Annotated in this window: 12 protein-coding genes; 4 read left to right on the top strand and 8 right to left on the bottom strand. The window is 57.7% G+C overall.

Translation table 11 applies throughout. The features are described from left to right. Positions 1-67 precede the first annotated feature (67 nt). The 3 genes from glnP (at position 68) to ybiO (ending at position 3854) form a co-directional block, all read left to right on the top strand. Positions 68-727, top strand: a complete 660-nt coding sequence (gene glnP, locus ACXIZX_RS05750) for a glutamine ABC transporter permease GlnP (RefSeq protein ID WP_007887744.1) — start codon at positions 68-70, stop codon at positions 725-727. Continuing rightward, entirely contained in the window at positions 724-1446 is a 723-nt protein-coding gene (gene glnQ / locus ACXIZX_RS05745) for a glutamine ABC transporter ATP-binding protein GlnQ (RefSeq protein WP_061723607.1), read from the top strand. Before glnP ends, glnQ begins: the two co-directional genes overlap by 4 nt. Before the next feature lie 131 nt (positions 1447-1577). Beyond that, positions 1578-3854, top strand: coding sequence for a mechanosensitive channel protein (ybiO, locus tag ACXIZX_RS05740; protein WP_479403764.1), 2277 nt, complete (start codon positions 1578-1580; stop codon positions 3852-3854). Positions 3855-3856: 2 nt separating this feature from the next. On the opposite strand, the gene rlmF is transcribed toward ybiO, so the two are convergent. Then, on the bottom strand, positions 3857-4783 hold the full coding sequence (gene rlmF / locus ACXIZX_RS05735) for a 23S rRNA (adenine(1618)-N(6))-methyltransferase RlmF (protein ID WP_479403763.1): 927 nt from the start codon (positions 4781-4783) through the stop codon (positions 3857-3859). A gap of 127 nt (positions 4784-4910) precedes the next feature. Between rlmF and ACXIZX_RS05730 the strand changes: the two genes are divergently transcribed. Next, positions 4911-5540: a flavin reductase family protein gene (locus tag ACXIZX_RS05730; protein WP_154192016.1), complete on the top strand. Its 630-nt coding sequence runs from the start codon at positions 4911-4913 to the stop codon at positions 5538-5540. A gap of 80 nt (positions 5541-5620) precedes the next feature. On the opposite strand, the gene ACXIZX_RS05725 is transcribed toward ACXIZX_RS05730, so the two are convergent. From ACXIZX_RS05725 to hutI, 7 genes are all read right to left on the bottom strand, one after another. After that, positions 5621-7102, bottom strand: a complete 1482-nt coding sequence (locus ACXIZX_RS05725) for an HAL/PAL/TAL family ammonia-lyase (RefSeq protein WP_479403762.1) — start codon at positions 7100-7102, stop codon at positions 5621-5623. Next, positions 7099-7893 (bottom strand): ABC transporter ATP-binding protein, encoded by a 795-nt coding sequence (locus ACXIZX_RS05720; protein ID WP_256696023.1) that lies wholly within the window; start codon positions 7891-7893, stop codon positions 7099-7101. Before ACXIZX_RS05720 ends, ACXIZX_RS05725 begins: the two co-directional genes overlap by 4 nt. 1 nt (position 7894) lies before the next feature. Continuing rightward, positions 7895-8623, bottom strand: coding sequence for an ABC transporter permease (locus ACXIZX_RS05715; protein WP_008102563.1), 729 nt, complete (start codon positions 8621-8623; stop codon positions 7895-7897). Between the two features lie 11 nt (positions 8624-8634). Then, complete coding sequence (locus ACXIZX_RS05710; protein WP_036647922.1) at positions 8635-9354, bottom strand: ABC transporter permease; 720 nt, start codon at positions 9352-9354, stop codon at positions 8635-8637. Between the two features lie 12 nt (positions 9355-9366). Beyond that, positions 9367-10218 carry a transporter substrate-binding domain-containing protein gene (locus ACXIZX_RS05705; protein WP_154192011.1) on the bottom strand — a complete coding sequence of 284 codons (852 nt, stop codon included), beginning with the start codon at positions 10216-10218 and terminating at the stop codon, positions 9367-9369. Between the two features lie 371 nt (positions 10219-10589). After that, positions 10590-11381: an N-formylglutamate deformylase gene (gene hutG, locus ACXIZX_RS05700; protein ID WP_179451451.1), complete on the bottom strand. Its 792-nt coding sequence runs from the start codon at positions 11379-11381 to the stop codon at positions 10590-10592. After that, positions 11378-12595, bottom strand: a complete 1218-nt coding sequence (gene hutI, locus ACXIZX_RS05695) for an imidazolonepropionase (protein WP_179451453.1) — start codon at positions 12593-12595, stop codon at positions 11378-11380. The genes hutG and hutI overlap by 4 nt, the downstream gene beginning before the upstream one ends. Positions 12596-12638 lie beyond the last annotated feature (43 nt).

Genomic DNA, 12638 nt, shown 5'->3' with positions numbered 1-12638 from the left:
TTTCCAGCAGGGAGCTTAACACTCCCTGCTTTTTACATTTCCACGCAACAGATTTTGGAGTCACACCATGGAGTTTGACTGGAGCGTCATTTGGCCTGCCCTGCCGATTTTAATCGAAGGCGCCAAAATGACCCTGCTGATCTCGGTCCTCGGCCTGGTCGGCGGTTTAATTATCGGTTTAGTCGCCGGTTTTGCCCGCGCCTACGGCGGCTGGATCACCAACAACATCGCCTTAGTGTTTATCGAACTGATTCGCGGTACGCCAATCGTGGTTCAGGTGATGTTTATCTACTTCGCCCTGCCGATGGCTTTCCCGGATCTGCGTATCGATCCGTTCAGCGCGGCGGTGGTCACCATCATGATCAACTCCGGCGCCTACATCGCAGAAATCACGCGCGGTGCGGTGCTGTCGATCAACAAAGGCTTCCGTGAAGCGGGTCTGGCGCTGGGTCTGTCGCGCCGCGAAACCCTGCGTTACGTGATCATGCCGCTGGCGCTGCGCCGTATGCTGCCGCCGCTGGGTAACCAGTGGATTGTCAGCATCAAGGATACGTCGCTGTTTATCGTGATTGGCGTGGCCGAACTGACGCGTCAGGGTCAGGAGATCATTGCCGGAAACTTCCGCGCGCTGGAGATCTGGAGCGCCGTTGCCATTATCTATTTGGTTATTACGTTGGTGTTGAGCTTTGTGCTGCGCCGTATTGAGAAAAGGATGAAAATTCTGTGATTGAATTTAAAAACGTCTCGAAGAATTTCGGCCAGACTCAGGTTCTGCACGACATCAACCTGAAGATCAATCAAGGCGAAGTGGTGGTGATTATCGGGCCGTCCGGTTCCGGTAAATCCACGCTGCTGCGCTGCATCAACAAGCTGGAAGAGATCACCACCGGCGACCTGATTGTCGATGGCATGAAGGTTAATGATCCGAAAGTGGATGAGCGCCTGATTCGTCAGGAAGCGGGCATGGTGTTCCAGCAGTTCCATCTGTTCCCACAGATGAGCGCGCTGGACAACGTTGCCTTTGGCCCGATTCGCGTGCGCGGTGCGAAGAAAGAAGAAGCGCATAAGCTGGCGCGTGAATTGCTGGGTAAAGTTGGCCTCGCCGAGCGCGCACATCACTTCCCGTCTGAGCTTTCCGGTGGTCAGCAACAGCGCGTGGCGATTGCCCGGGCGCTGGCGGTGAAGCCGAAGATGATGCTGTTTGATGAGCCAACCTCAGCGCTGGATCCCGAGCTGCGTCACGAAGTGTTGAAAGTGATGCAGGATCTGGCGGAAGAAGGCATGACGATGGTCATCGTGACGCACGAAGTCGGTTTCGCCCAGAAAGTGGCTTCGCGTCTGATCTTTATCGATAAAGGTACCATTGCAGAAGATGGCAACCCGGACGATCTGATCACCAACCCGCCAAGCGATCGTCTGCGCGAATTCCTGCAGCACGTCTCCTAATCCGTAGGGTCGCCATTCATGGCGACCTTCTTCTTACCCGCACCCAACAATTTTCCTTTCAGAATCCTAACCTTCCATCACTGACTATACTTCTCTCTTGTGCCGCTGCGCGAAGCTAAAGGAGAAAAGCGATGTCGTCTGCCAGCCCACCATGGCGTTTAGCCATGTGGTTACTCTTCAGTTTGTACACTCTGTTTGTCATTGCCCCGGCGCAGGCGGTTAATCTGCCGCAGGCGGCCGTTGCAGCTCAGCAGTCACAAACCCCGGCAACGAATAGCACAGCCGAAAGCGAACCCAGCTTAGACGAGAAAAAAGCCGCCTATGCCGCATTGGCGAATATTCTGGATAACAACGCTTCGCGCCAGGAGCTGATCGATCAGTTACGTCAGGCTGCAAACAGTAAATCCACCAGCGAACCGCCGGTGCTGGCACCGCCGCAGGCCAATGAAGAAGATCCCACGGTGCTGGAGAGCGTCACCAGCGTGACGCGTGAATATGGCGGCGCGGTAGCCGCGCAGTTTGTCCAACTGCATGACAACATCACCAATGCGCCGCACAAAGCCTTTAACCAACAAACCTTCCTCAACGCGCTGAAATACTTTGCCGCCCTCGCCGCCTCGGTGTTTGCGTTTTACTGGCTGACACGCCGTATGATGTGGCCGATCTGGCGACGCATGGGCCGCTGGGGACGCAATCAAAACCTTGAGCGCACCAAGTGGCTGCACCTGCCCGCTACCATCTTGATGGCCTTTGTACTCGATATTGTGCTGCTGGCGCTGACGCTGTTTGTCGGGCAGATCATCAGCGACAACTATCACAACAACAACCGCACCATCGCCTATCAGCAAGGTCTGTTCCTTAACGCCTTTGCGTTGATTGAATTCTTTAAAGCGGTGCTGCGTCTGATTTTCTGCCCGCGCTTCTCCACGCTGCGCTTCTTCCACTTAACTGATGCGCGCGCCAGCTACTGGAACACACGTTTGAGCTGGCTGAGCGGCATCATCGGTTATGGTTTACTGGTGGTGGTGCCGATTGTCTCCAATCAGGTCAACATTCAGGTGGCCGCATTGGTCAATATGCTGATTATGGGGATCATGACCGGCTGGGCGCTGTGGCTGATTTTCCGCAACAAAAACAACATCCATCAGGAGTTGTCGCGTCTCGCCGATCGCAGCATGAGCTTCTTTGCGCTGTTCATCCGCGCCTTCGGCATGGTGTGGCACTGGCTGGCCAGCGCCTACTTTATCGCGCTGTTCCTGTTCTCGATCTTCAATCCCGGCGACAGCCTAAAGTTTATGATGTCCGCCACGGTGCGCAGCCTGGCGATTGTGGTCATCGCCGCGCTGATTTCCGGCATGCTGACACGCTGGATTGGCAAAACCGTCACGCTGTCGCCCGATATGCGCCGCAACTATCCCGAGCTGCAAAAGCGCGTCAACGATTGGGTGAAAGCACTGCTGAAACTGGCGCGCGTGGTCACGGTATTTGCCACGCTGTTGCTACTGCTCAACGCATGGAATCTGTTTGATCTCTGGCACTGGCTCACTCTTGGTACCGGCCAAAAAATGGTGGATGTCCTGATTCGCATCGTGATGATTGTGCTGCTGTCGGCAATCGGCTGGACGTTGCTGGCGAGTCTGATCGAAAGCCGCCTCGCCTCGGATTCGCACGGCCGCCCGATGCCGAGCGCGCGCACCCGCACGCTGCTGACGCTGTTCCGCAACGCGCTGGCGGTGGTGATCAGCACCATCACCATTATGATTTTGCTGTCGGAAGTGGGTGTAAATATTGCACCGCTGCTGGCCGGTGCCGGCGCGCTCGGTCTGGCTGTGTCGTTCGGTTCACAAACGCTGGTAAAGGACATCATCACCGGCATCTTTATCCAGTTTGAGAACGGCATGAACACCGGTGATTTAGTCACCATTGGCCCAATCACCGGCACGGTAGAACGCATGTCGATTCGCTCAGTGGGCGTGCGTCAGGATACCGGCGCGTATCACATTATTCCGTGGTCATCGATCACCACCTTCGCCAACTTTGTGCGCGGCATCGGATCGTTTGTGGCGAACTACGATGTGGATCGCAGTGAAGATACCGAACGCGTTAACCAAACGCTGCAGGGCGCAGTGAAAGAGCTGCTGGAGAACCCGGATATTCGCGGCATGGTGATTGGCGAGCCGAGCTTTGCCGGATTAGTGGGATTAACCAACCAATCCTTTACCGTGCGCGTGTCATTCACCACCCAGCCGCTGAAGCAGTGGACGGTACGTTTTGCGCTGGATGATAAGGTGAAGAAGCATTTTGATGCGGCCGGCATTAAAGCGCCGCACCAAACGGTAGAAGTGATGCAAACAGGCAGCGATATTGCCTCCGCTGCCAGCTTACCGGCATTGCCGCCGGCACAATAAGCTTAGCGTTTCAGCCGTTTAGCGCGTGTTGCCGGCGGCTGGAACGTCCAGGCGATAAAGCGGCTCTGCTTCTGCCCTTGCGCCATTTCGATGATGCGCACTTCATAAGCATCAAGATCGCGCAGCTGGTCGCGCAGCGCCGGTAAATTCTCTTTGCGCGAGACCAGCGAGGTGAACCAGATAATATGGTCGGAGTACGCCATGCTTTCAGCGATCATCTGGCCGACGAACTTACGCTCGCCACCGTCACACCACAATTCATTATGATGACCACCAAAATTGAGCGGCGCGTTTTTGCCCAGGCCGAGGTTACGCGTTTTACGCTGACCTACGGTGGCCGCCTCTTCCGCAGATACGTGGAACGGCGGATTGCACAGCACCGCGTGATAGCGCTCATTCTTATGCACCACGCCAGCGAAAATCGCCGAGGTATCCTTTTGCCGACGCAGACGCACGGCGCGCTGCAAGCCCGGATTACTCGCCACAATCTGTCCCGCAACGGTAATCGCTTCGGCGGTGATATCGGTACCGGTAAAACGCCAGCCATATTCGGCGTTGCCAATCAACGGATAGATGCAGTTCGCGCCGCAGCCGATATCCATCACATCCAGATCGCGTGGCACCACGCCGCCGTTGTCGCTTGCCAGCAGATCGGCCAGCGCGTGCACGTAATCGGCACGGCCCGGCACCGGCGGCGTCAGATAACCTGCAGGCAATTGCCAGTTGAGGTTATAGAACAACTTCAGCAGCGCCTGATTCAGCAGCATCACCGCTTCAGGATCGGCGAAATCCACCGACAACTCGCCGTAGCCGTTGGGACGCACTTTCACCGCCAGCGGCGGATGGGCTGCGGTCAGAGCAGCAAAATCATAACGGCCTTGATGGCGGTTACGCGGATGGAAAGGTGACGTGGCGGCTGGCTTGTTCATAGTTTCTCCGGAAAATAGCGCGGGCGTAAGATACTCTGGCTAGCGGCATCGCACAATGCGCTTAATCGAATTCACCGTATTAGATGAGATTAGTGCACCACACTCAGGTTCCCTTATAAGGATAGTTATGACTCGTCAGCGTTACTCTTATCAGCCCCGCGCTGGGCACGGTTTGCCACACGATCCTTTGAATGCGATCGTCGGCCCTCGCCCAATTGGTTGGGTCAGCTCACAAAGCGCCAGCGGCGTGCGCAATTTAGCGCCCTATAGCTTCTTTAACTGCTTCAACTATCATCCGCCCATTATCGGTTTCGCCAGCAGTGGCTGGAAAGACAGCGTGCAGAATATCTCCGAGACCAAAGAGTTTGTCTGGAATCTGGCGACGCGTCCGCTGGCCGAGGCGATGAATGAGAGCTCCGCGTCGGTGCCGTCTGATCAAGATGAGTTTGCGCTGGCGGGATTAACGCCGCTTGCCGCATCACACGTCAATGTCAGCATGGTGGCGGAAAGCCCGGTGAATTTTGAGTGTAAGTTGACGCAGCTGATTCAACTGCAGGATGCGCAAGGCAAGCCGATTGATAGCTGGCTGGTGATGGGCGAAGCGGTCGCCATTCATATTGATGAATCACTGCTGGAAGAAGGGATCTATCAAACCGCCAAAGCGCAGCCAATCCTGCGTGCCGGTGGCCCGTCGGCCTATTACGGCATCAGCGAAGAACTGCGCTTTGATTTGGTGCGCCCGGACGCGCGCCGCTGATCAGCTAATCGTCGGCCAGGTCGCCATAAATGGCGCCCCTACGACCGGGTTTTGTAGGGTCGCCATTAATGGCGACCGTGTTACAAACCGCTCTTCAAAACCTGCACCGCACGCGCAATCTCTGGCGCCAGCCAGCGATCCTCCTGCCAGTTGGCGACCACCGCGCGCAGGCGACGTAATGCCTGCGCCGTCCCTTGCGCCAGCTGCTCTTCGCCGTGGAAATCCAGCGCCTGCGCCGCCAGCAGATACTCAATCGCCAAAATCTGCCACACGTTGCCCACCAGCTTCAGCAGCTTGAGTGCCGCGCCGGTACCCAAGCTGAGATGATCCTCCTGCAAACCCGAGGTCACATAATTATCCAGCACCGCCGGTTGCGCCAGCTGGCGATTCTCCGCACAGAGTGATGCTGCCACGTACTGCGCAATCATCATGCCGGAGTTGACACCCGGCTGCGCCACCAGAAACGCCGGTAAGCCGCTCACCAGTGGATTGACTAACCGATCCAGCCGCCGCTCGGCGATGCTGCCGACTTCCGCCATGGCAATCGCCAGCAGATCCGCCGCCATCGCCACCGATTCGCCGTGCGGATTAGCCTGCGACACCACGCGCCAGTTATCCGGCGTGCCGAGCACCAGCGGATTATCGGTGCAGGCATTGAGTTCGGTCTCAATCTGGCGCGCCGCGTGATCGAACTGATCGCGGCTGGCACCGTGCACCTGCGGCATGGAGCGCAGGCTCAGCGCATCCTGGGTGCGAATGCCGACGCTCGTCGCCAGCAGCGGGCTATCACTCAGCAGTGCGCGTAAGCGCTGACCGCTCAGCTGCATGCCAGGACTGGCTTTCAGCGCGATAACTTCGGTATCAAAGGCTACCAGCTGTCCGCGCAGTGCCTCGAAACTCATCGCGCCGGTGACATCGGCCCAATCCAGCAAACGCGCCGCATCATCCAGCGCCAGACAGGATAACCCGGTCATGCACGGCGTGCCGTTGACCAGACTCAAACCCTCTTTGGCACCTGGACGATAAGGCTGTAATCCCGCCAGCGTTAGCGCCTGCGCGGCAGGCATAATCTGGTTTTGATACTCGACGTCGCCAACACCAATCAGCGCCAGCCCGATATGCGCCATATGGCTGAGATAGCCTACCGAACCCTGCGACGGCACCTGCGGCGTAATCTGCTGATTGAGCAGCGCCAGCAGATGCTGCACCAGCGGCACCGATACGCCCGATTTGCCGTGGCTGTAATTGGCAATTGCCGCACACAGAATGGCGCGCGCCTGCTCACGCGTCAGCAGCGGGCCGACGCCACAGGCGTGGCTCAGCAGGGTATTGCGCGACAGCTGGCTAAGCTGATCCTCCGGCAGCGTGATGTTGCACAGCGCGCCCAAACCGGTATTGATGCCGTAAGCAATCTGGCCGCTGGCGACAATCTCATCGACAATGGTGCGCCCTTGCGCAATGCGCTGCCAGGCGCTGACGCTCAAACTCAGTTCCGCGTCGTGCCGCGCCACCTGCACCAGCTCTTGCCAGGTCAATGGGCTGTCGCCCCACACGATAGTCATGCTGGCTGCTCCGCGCCGTGATGGCTGGAGATAAACTGCTTAAAGCGCTGCGATCCCTCGGCACCAAACATCTCTTCCGGCGCGCCCTGACAATCAATAGTGCCCTGATGCATAAACACCACGCGGTTAGAGACGTTGCGCGCAAAGCCCATTTCGTGCGTCACCACCAGCATGGTGCGCCCCTCTTCGGCCAGGCTGCGCATCACTTTCAGCACTTCGCCTACCAGTTCAGGATCGAGCGCCGAGGTTGGCTCATCGAACAGCATCACTTCCGGATCCATCGCCAGCGCGCGGGCAATCGCCACGCGCTGCTGCTGGCCGCCCGACAGCTGCGCCGGGTAGAAATCTTTGCGATTAAGTAAGCCGACGCGATCCAGCAGTTGCTCCGCCTGGGCGATGCAGCTTTTCTTATCGCGCTTCAGCACATAGTGCGGCCCTTCAATGACGTTTTGCAGCACCGTCATGTGCGACCACAGATTAAAGCTCTGGAACACCATGCCGAGGCGTGAACGCAAACGCTCAATCTGCTTCGGATTGGCCGCCAGCTGATGGCCGCGCGCATGGCGTTTCATCTCAATGGTTTCGCCACCGACGCTCACCACACCGGCGTCCGGCGTTTCCAGCAGGTTGATGCAGCGCAGCAAAGTACTTTTGCCTGAGCCGCTGGCACCAAGAATCGAGATGACATCGCCTTTATGCGCCTGCAGCGAAATGCCTTTCAGAACTTCCATCGCGCCAAAGGATTTATGGATATCGGTGGCGGATAAGGTAACGGGTGATGTGGAATGCATATTACTCTCCGGCAAGCGGTTTAACGGCGGGCAACGGCTTTTTTGCGACACGATGCGCCGGGGTCAGACGACGCTCTAACAGCGCGTACAGCTGGACGATAATAAAGTTGAGAATCAGGTAGATCGCCGCCGCACAGACAAACACTTCCATGGTGCGATAGGTACGCTGAATGATCTGCTGCGCCACGCCGGTCACGTCCCAAACGGTGACGAGGCTGGCGAGCGCGGTGGATTTCACCAGCAAAATCGCTTCGGTGGAGTATGCGGGCAACGCATAGCGCAGCATGATCGGTGCGATAATGCGGCGCAGTAGCAGCCAGCGCGACATACCGCAGGCGAGACCCGCTTCCACTTGTCCAGCTGGCACCGCGAGCAGCGCCCCGCGCAAGATCTCTGCGGTATAGGCCGCAGTACAGAGTGACAGCGCCAGCACCGCGCAGATAAAGGGTTCGCGCAGGAACGGCCAGACGAAGCTGTGACGGATCACGCCAAACTGCCCAAGACCGTAATAGATGAGAAACAGCTGGATCATCAGCGGCGAGCCGCGAAACACCAGAATGTAGCCGCGCGCGAAACCGCTCAGCACGCGCCAGCGGCTCATGCGCAGGGACAAAATACCAATCGCCAGTAGGCCGCCGCAGATAAAGGCGCTGATAAACAGGCCAAGCGTCACCGGCAGCGCGGCGCTCAGCTTGAGAAAGGTATCAAAGAGAAAAGCGAAGTCGATCATGCTGCTGCTCCTTAATGCTGTGCCGCAGTGCGACTTTGCCACGCACGACCAAGGCGCGATTCCGCCCGACGAAACGCATGATTAGACACCAGCGTCAGCACCAGATAACAGGCGCCGCCGATCAGATAGAAAGTGAAGTAATCGCGCGTGGATCCCGCCGCAACCTGGCTGGCGCGCATCAGCTCAACGATGCCGGTGACCGACACCAGCGCCGAATCTTTCAGGCTCATCTGCCACACGTTCGACATGCCCGGCAGCGCATAACGCACCACCTGCGGCAGCAGAATGCGTTGCGCGATACGCCAGCGCGGCATGCCAATCGCCACCGCGGCTTCCACCTCGCCTTTCGACAGCGCCAGCCGCGCCGCGCGATACACTTCACCCTGATACGAACCAGAGATGAGCCCGATAGCCAGCGCACCAATCAGGAACGGCGGCGCTTCGATAAAGCCATCCGCGCCGAACATCTGCCCAACCAGCGTAATCAGGCCTGATCCCCCGAAATAGAACAGGTAGATCACCAGCAGTTCCGGGATGCCGCGAAACACCACCGAATAGCTTTCACCCAACCAGCGCAGCCAGCGCTGAGGCGATAATTTAGCGGCCGCCACACCGGAACCGACCACCGCACCAATCATCAGCGCCACCAGCGACAGCAGCAGCGTGGTGCAGGCGGCACTCAGGATCAGGCGGCCCCAACCATCAGCACCAAAACTCAGCAGGCTCATCATCTTTCACCTCACTTACGGGGTTACGTCAGTTTTAAACCACTTCTCACTGAGCTTTTTCACCGTGCCGTCAGCCAGCGCGGCATGAATTGCCTCATCCAGCTTGGCCTTCAGGTCGTTATCCGCCATGCGCACGCCCATCGCTTCGCCCTCGCCCCAAATTGGGCCGCCGAGCTGAGGACCGCTAAAGATCAGATTGTTGTTCTCTTTGCGCGCCAGCATCGATTGCGCAAAGGTCACGTCATCGAACACCGCATCGATACGGCCCGATTGCAGATCGAGCATCGCATCCGCCGACGAGGTGTATTCGCGTACGTCAGCATCGCCTTTGAAGTACTTATCGATAAATGGCGTGTAAACCGTGCCGGAGGCGATACCGATGGTTTTACCCTTCAGCGCCGCCTTCAGCGGAGCAATTGCCGCGTTGATCTCTTTCTCATCGTCATGCAGCTTGATGATGTTGTGATCGGCCGGCAGCAGCGGATTGTCTTTGGTGGTGATGAAAGTGGCGGGCGTTGAGGCATATGGCGTGGTGAAGTTGACCACTTTTTTACGATCCGGCGTGATAACAATCGCATCCATGATCACGTCATATTTACCGGCGTTGAGGCCGGCGATCATGCCGTCCCAGTTCTGCACCACCAGCTTGCACTGAATGCCCATGCGCTTGCACAGGTCTTCCATCAGTTCAGGTTCAAAGCCGCCTAACTTGCCGCCCGGCAGCGTCAGGTTCCAGGGTTCATAGCTGCCTTCGGTAGCGATGGTGATCGATTTCCACTCTTTCGCCTGTACGGCAATGCCGCTCATCATCAGGCTGGCAAACAGGGTCGTGAGGCAAAAACGGCGAATCTGAACACGGTGCGTCATGCGGCTTCTCCTGGCTATTAATCGAGTTTGTCAGTCTCTGCTTGTGCAATATTTGCAGATGACCTTTCATGTATATACAAGTTAGCGTGCGGCAGATCATTGTCGGCATAAGCTTTTTGTGAGCCAGCCAGTATAAAAATTAATAATCGCTGCGTGGTCTTTACTTGTACATACAACCTAGCAAGCGCTATGCCAAATCGGCAAAGCCGCAAAATCAGGAGGATTGTCACGCAATGGACGTAATGTTGCACTGTGGTGTAGCAGAGAATGCATTGAGATGGTGCAGTAGGGTCGCCATTAATGGCGACCGTCTAAAATGTACTCACAGCGTTAATTGGTCGCCATTAATGGCGACCCTACGAATGTGGTTTTTATTGAGGTTTACCCGCTGCAAGAAACGCCTGCATCAGCGGTTTCAGCACCTTCTGCAGCTGCGCAGCGCGATCCTGCTGCCAGGCAAACGGCGGAGTTTCATCCATATAATTGAGCTGCGCCAGCTCCAGCTGCACCGCCTGCACGCCCAGCTCCGGCTGGCCGTAGGCGCGGGTAATGTAGCCACCTTTAAAGCGCCCATTCGCGATCCAGCTGTAATCTTGCTGCTCGCTACAAACCTGCTTAATCGCGTCGATAACCGCCGTTGAACAGCTGGCACCATCGTTAGTCCCGATGTTGAGATCCGGCAAACGTCCCTCAAACAAGCGCGGGATCACCGAAGCGATCGAGTGCGCATCAAACAGCAGCGCGTAACCGTGCTGTGCTTTGAGCCGCGCCAGCTCCTGTTGCAGCTGCTGATGATACGGTTGCCAGATGGTGTCCAGATAACCCTGACGCACCTCGGCGCTCGGCGTTTTACCTGCAGCAAAGGTTGGGCTGCCGTCAAACAAGGTTTCCGGATACAAGCCGGTGGTCGCCGTGGTGTAGAGCGGCTGATTATCCGCCGGCCGATTAAGATCGATTACAAAACGCGAATAGTGACCAATCAACACGCTGGCACCAAGATCGCGCACAAAGTCATACAGCAGCGGCAAGTGCCAGTCGGTATCCGGCAGGCCGCGCGCGGCGTCGCTCAAACCGGCATCCACTTCTGGCGTTAATTGCGTACCGGCGTGCGGAATGCTGACCAGCAGCGGAATCTTGCCGGCGGTGAAATGAAAAGGTGTCATTGCGCTTCTCCACGATAAATAACCTGGCACGGCAATTCGCCGCCCAGCCAGTAAACCAGCTCTGCCGGACGCGCCAGCGGCCAGTGTACAAAATTAGCGACCTTGCCCGCTTCCAGCGAACCGTGCGAGTGCTGTAATCCCAGCGCTTTGGCGCCCCACAAGGTCACGCCCGCCAACGCCTCTTCCGGCGTCAAACCAAATAGCGTGCAGCCCATATTCAGCATCAGACGCAGCGAAAGCGCCGGTGACGTGCCCGGATTGGCATCGCTGGCCAGCGCCATCGGCACGCCGTGTTCACGGAATAGCGCCACCGGCGGACGCTGAGTTTCGCGCAACAGATAAAACGCGCCCGGCAGCAACACCGCAACGGTGCCGTGCTGCGCCATCGCTTGCGCATCGGATTCGGTAGCGTATTCCAGATGATCGGCGGAAAGCGCACCGTAACCCGCCGCCAGCGCCGCACCGCCGAGCGCCGAAAGCTGCTCGGCGTGCAGTTTCACCGGCATGCCCAATGCTTTGGCTGCATCAAATACCGTGCGAACTTGCTCAGGCGAAAAGGCCAAATGCTCGCAAAACGCATCGACCGCATCCGCCAAACCTTCAGCTTTCACCTGCGGCAGCAGGCGCTGGCAGATGATATCGATCCAGCCTTGCGGGTTGTCTTTAAACTCCGGCGGGAAGCCATGCGCTGCCAGGCATGTAGCTTGAACATCGGCGGGTACCGTTTCCGCCAGCTCACGAATGGCGCGCAGCATGGTCAGCTCGCTGGCTTCATCAAGACCGTAACCGGATTTGATCTCCACCGTGGTGACACCTTCCGCCAGCAGACGATCCAGCCGCCAGCGCGCACTCGCTACCAGCTCTTGCTGGGAAGCGGCGCGGGTGGCGCGCACCGTGGAGAGAATGCCGCCGCCCTGCGCAGCAATTTCCGCATAGCTCACGCCATTGAGGCGCTGCTCAAACTCCTGGCTGCGATCGCCGCCAAACACCAGATGCGTATGGCAATCCACCAAACCGGGCGTGATGATGCCGCCGGAAAATTGGTGCTGTTCACGCGCGGCAAAAGCCGGGCATTCGCTGCGCGGCCCCACCCAAATCAGTTTTCCCTGATCGACCGCCAGCGCGCCATCGGCAATCAGATTGTAGTGTCCGTCACGCATCGTCACGATGTCGGCCCCCAGCCACAGGCTGTCGATCTGCTCTGTTTCTGCCATCCCACTCCCCTTCGCGTTCGGCGATTTACACCAGGCTTCAAAG

It is taken from the genome of Candidatus Pantoea symbiotica (assembly GCF_056491525.1).
This window is presented reverse-complemented; position numbering and strand designations above follow the sequence as displayed.

Coding starts and splice junctions, on each gene's coding strand:
- glnP (WP_007887744.1), top strand. CDS start 68: ATGGAGTTTGACTGGAGCGTCATTTGGCCTGCCCTGCCGATTTTAATC.
- ybiO (WP_479403764.1), top strand. CDS start 1,578: ATGTCGTCTGCCAGCCCACCATGGCGTTTAGCCATGTGGTTACTCTTC.
- rlmF (WP_479403763.1), bottom strand. CDS start 4,783: ATGAACAAGCCAGCCGCCACGTCACCTTTCCATCCGCGTAACCGCCAT.
- ACXIZX_RS05730 (WP_154192016.1), top strand. CDS start 4,911: ATGACTCGTCAGCGTTACTCTTATCAGCCCCGCGCTGGGCACGGTTTG.
- ACXIZX_RS05725 (WP_479403762.1), bottom strand. CDS start 7,102: ATGACTATCGTGTGGGGCGACAGCCCATTGACCTGGCAAGAGCTGGTG.
- ACXIZX_RS05720 (WP_256696023.1), bottom strand. CDS start 7,893: ATGCATTCCACATCACCCGTTACCTTATCCGCCACCGATATCCATAAA.
- ACXIZX_RS05715 (WP_008102563.1), bottom strand. CDS start 8,623: ATGATCGACTTCGCTTTTCTCTTTGATACCTTTCTCAAGCTGAGCGCC.
- ACXIZX_RS05710 (WP_036647922.1), bottom strand. CDS start 9,354: ATGATGAGCCTGCTGAGTTTTGGTGCTGATGGTTGGGGCCGCCTGATC.
- ACXIZX_RS05705 (WP_154192011.1), bottom strand. CDS start 10,218: ATGACGCACCGTGTTCAGATTCGCCGTTTTTGCCTCACGACCCTGTTT.
- hutG (WP_179451451.1), bottom strand. CDS start 11,381: ATGACACCTTTTCATTTCACCGCCGGCAAGATTCCGCTGCTGGTCAGC.
- hutI (WP_179451453.1), bottom strand. CDS start 12,595: ATGGCAGAAACAGAGCAGATCGACAGCCTGTGGCTGGGGGCCGACATC.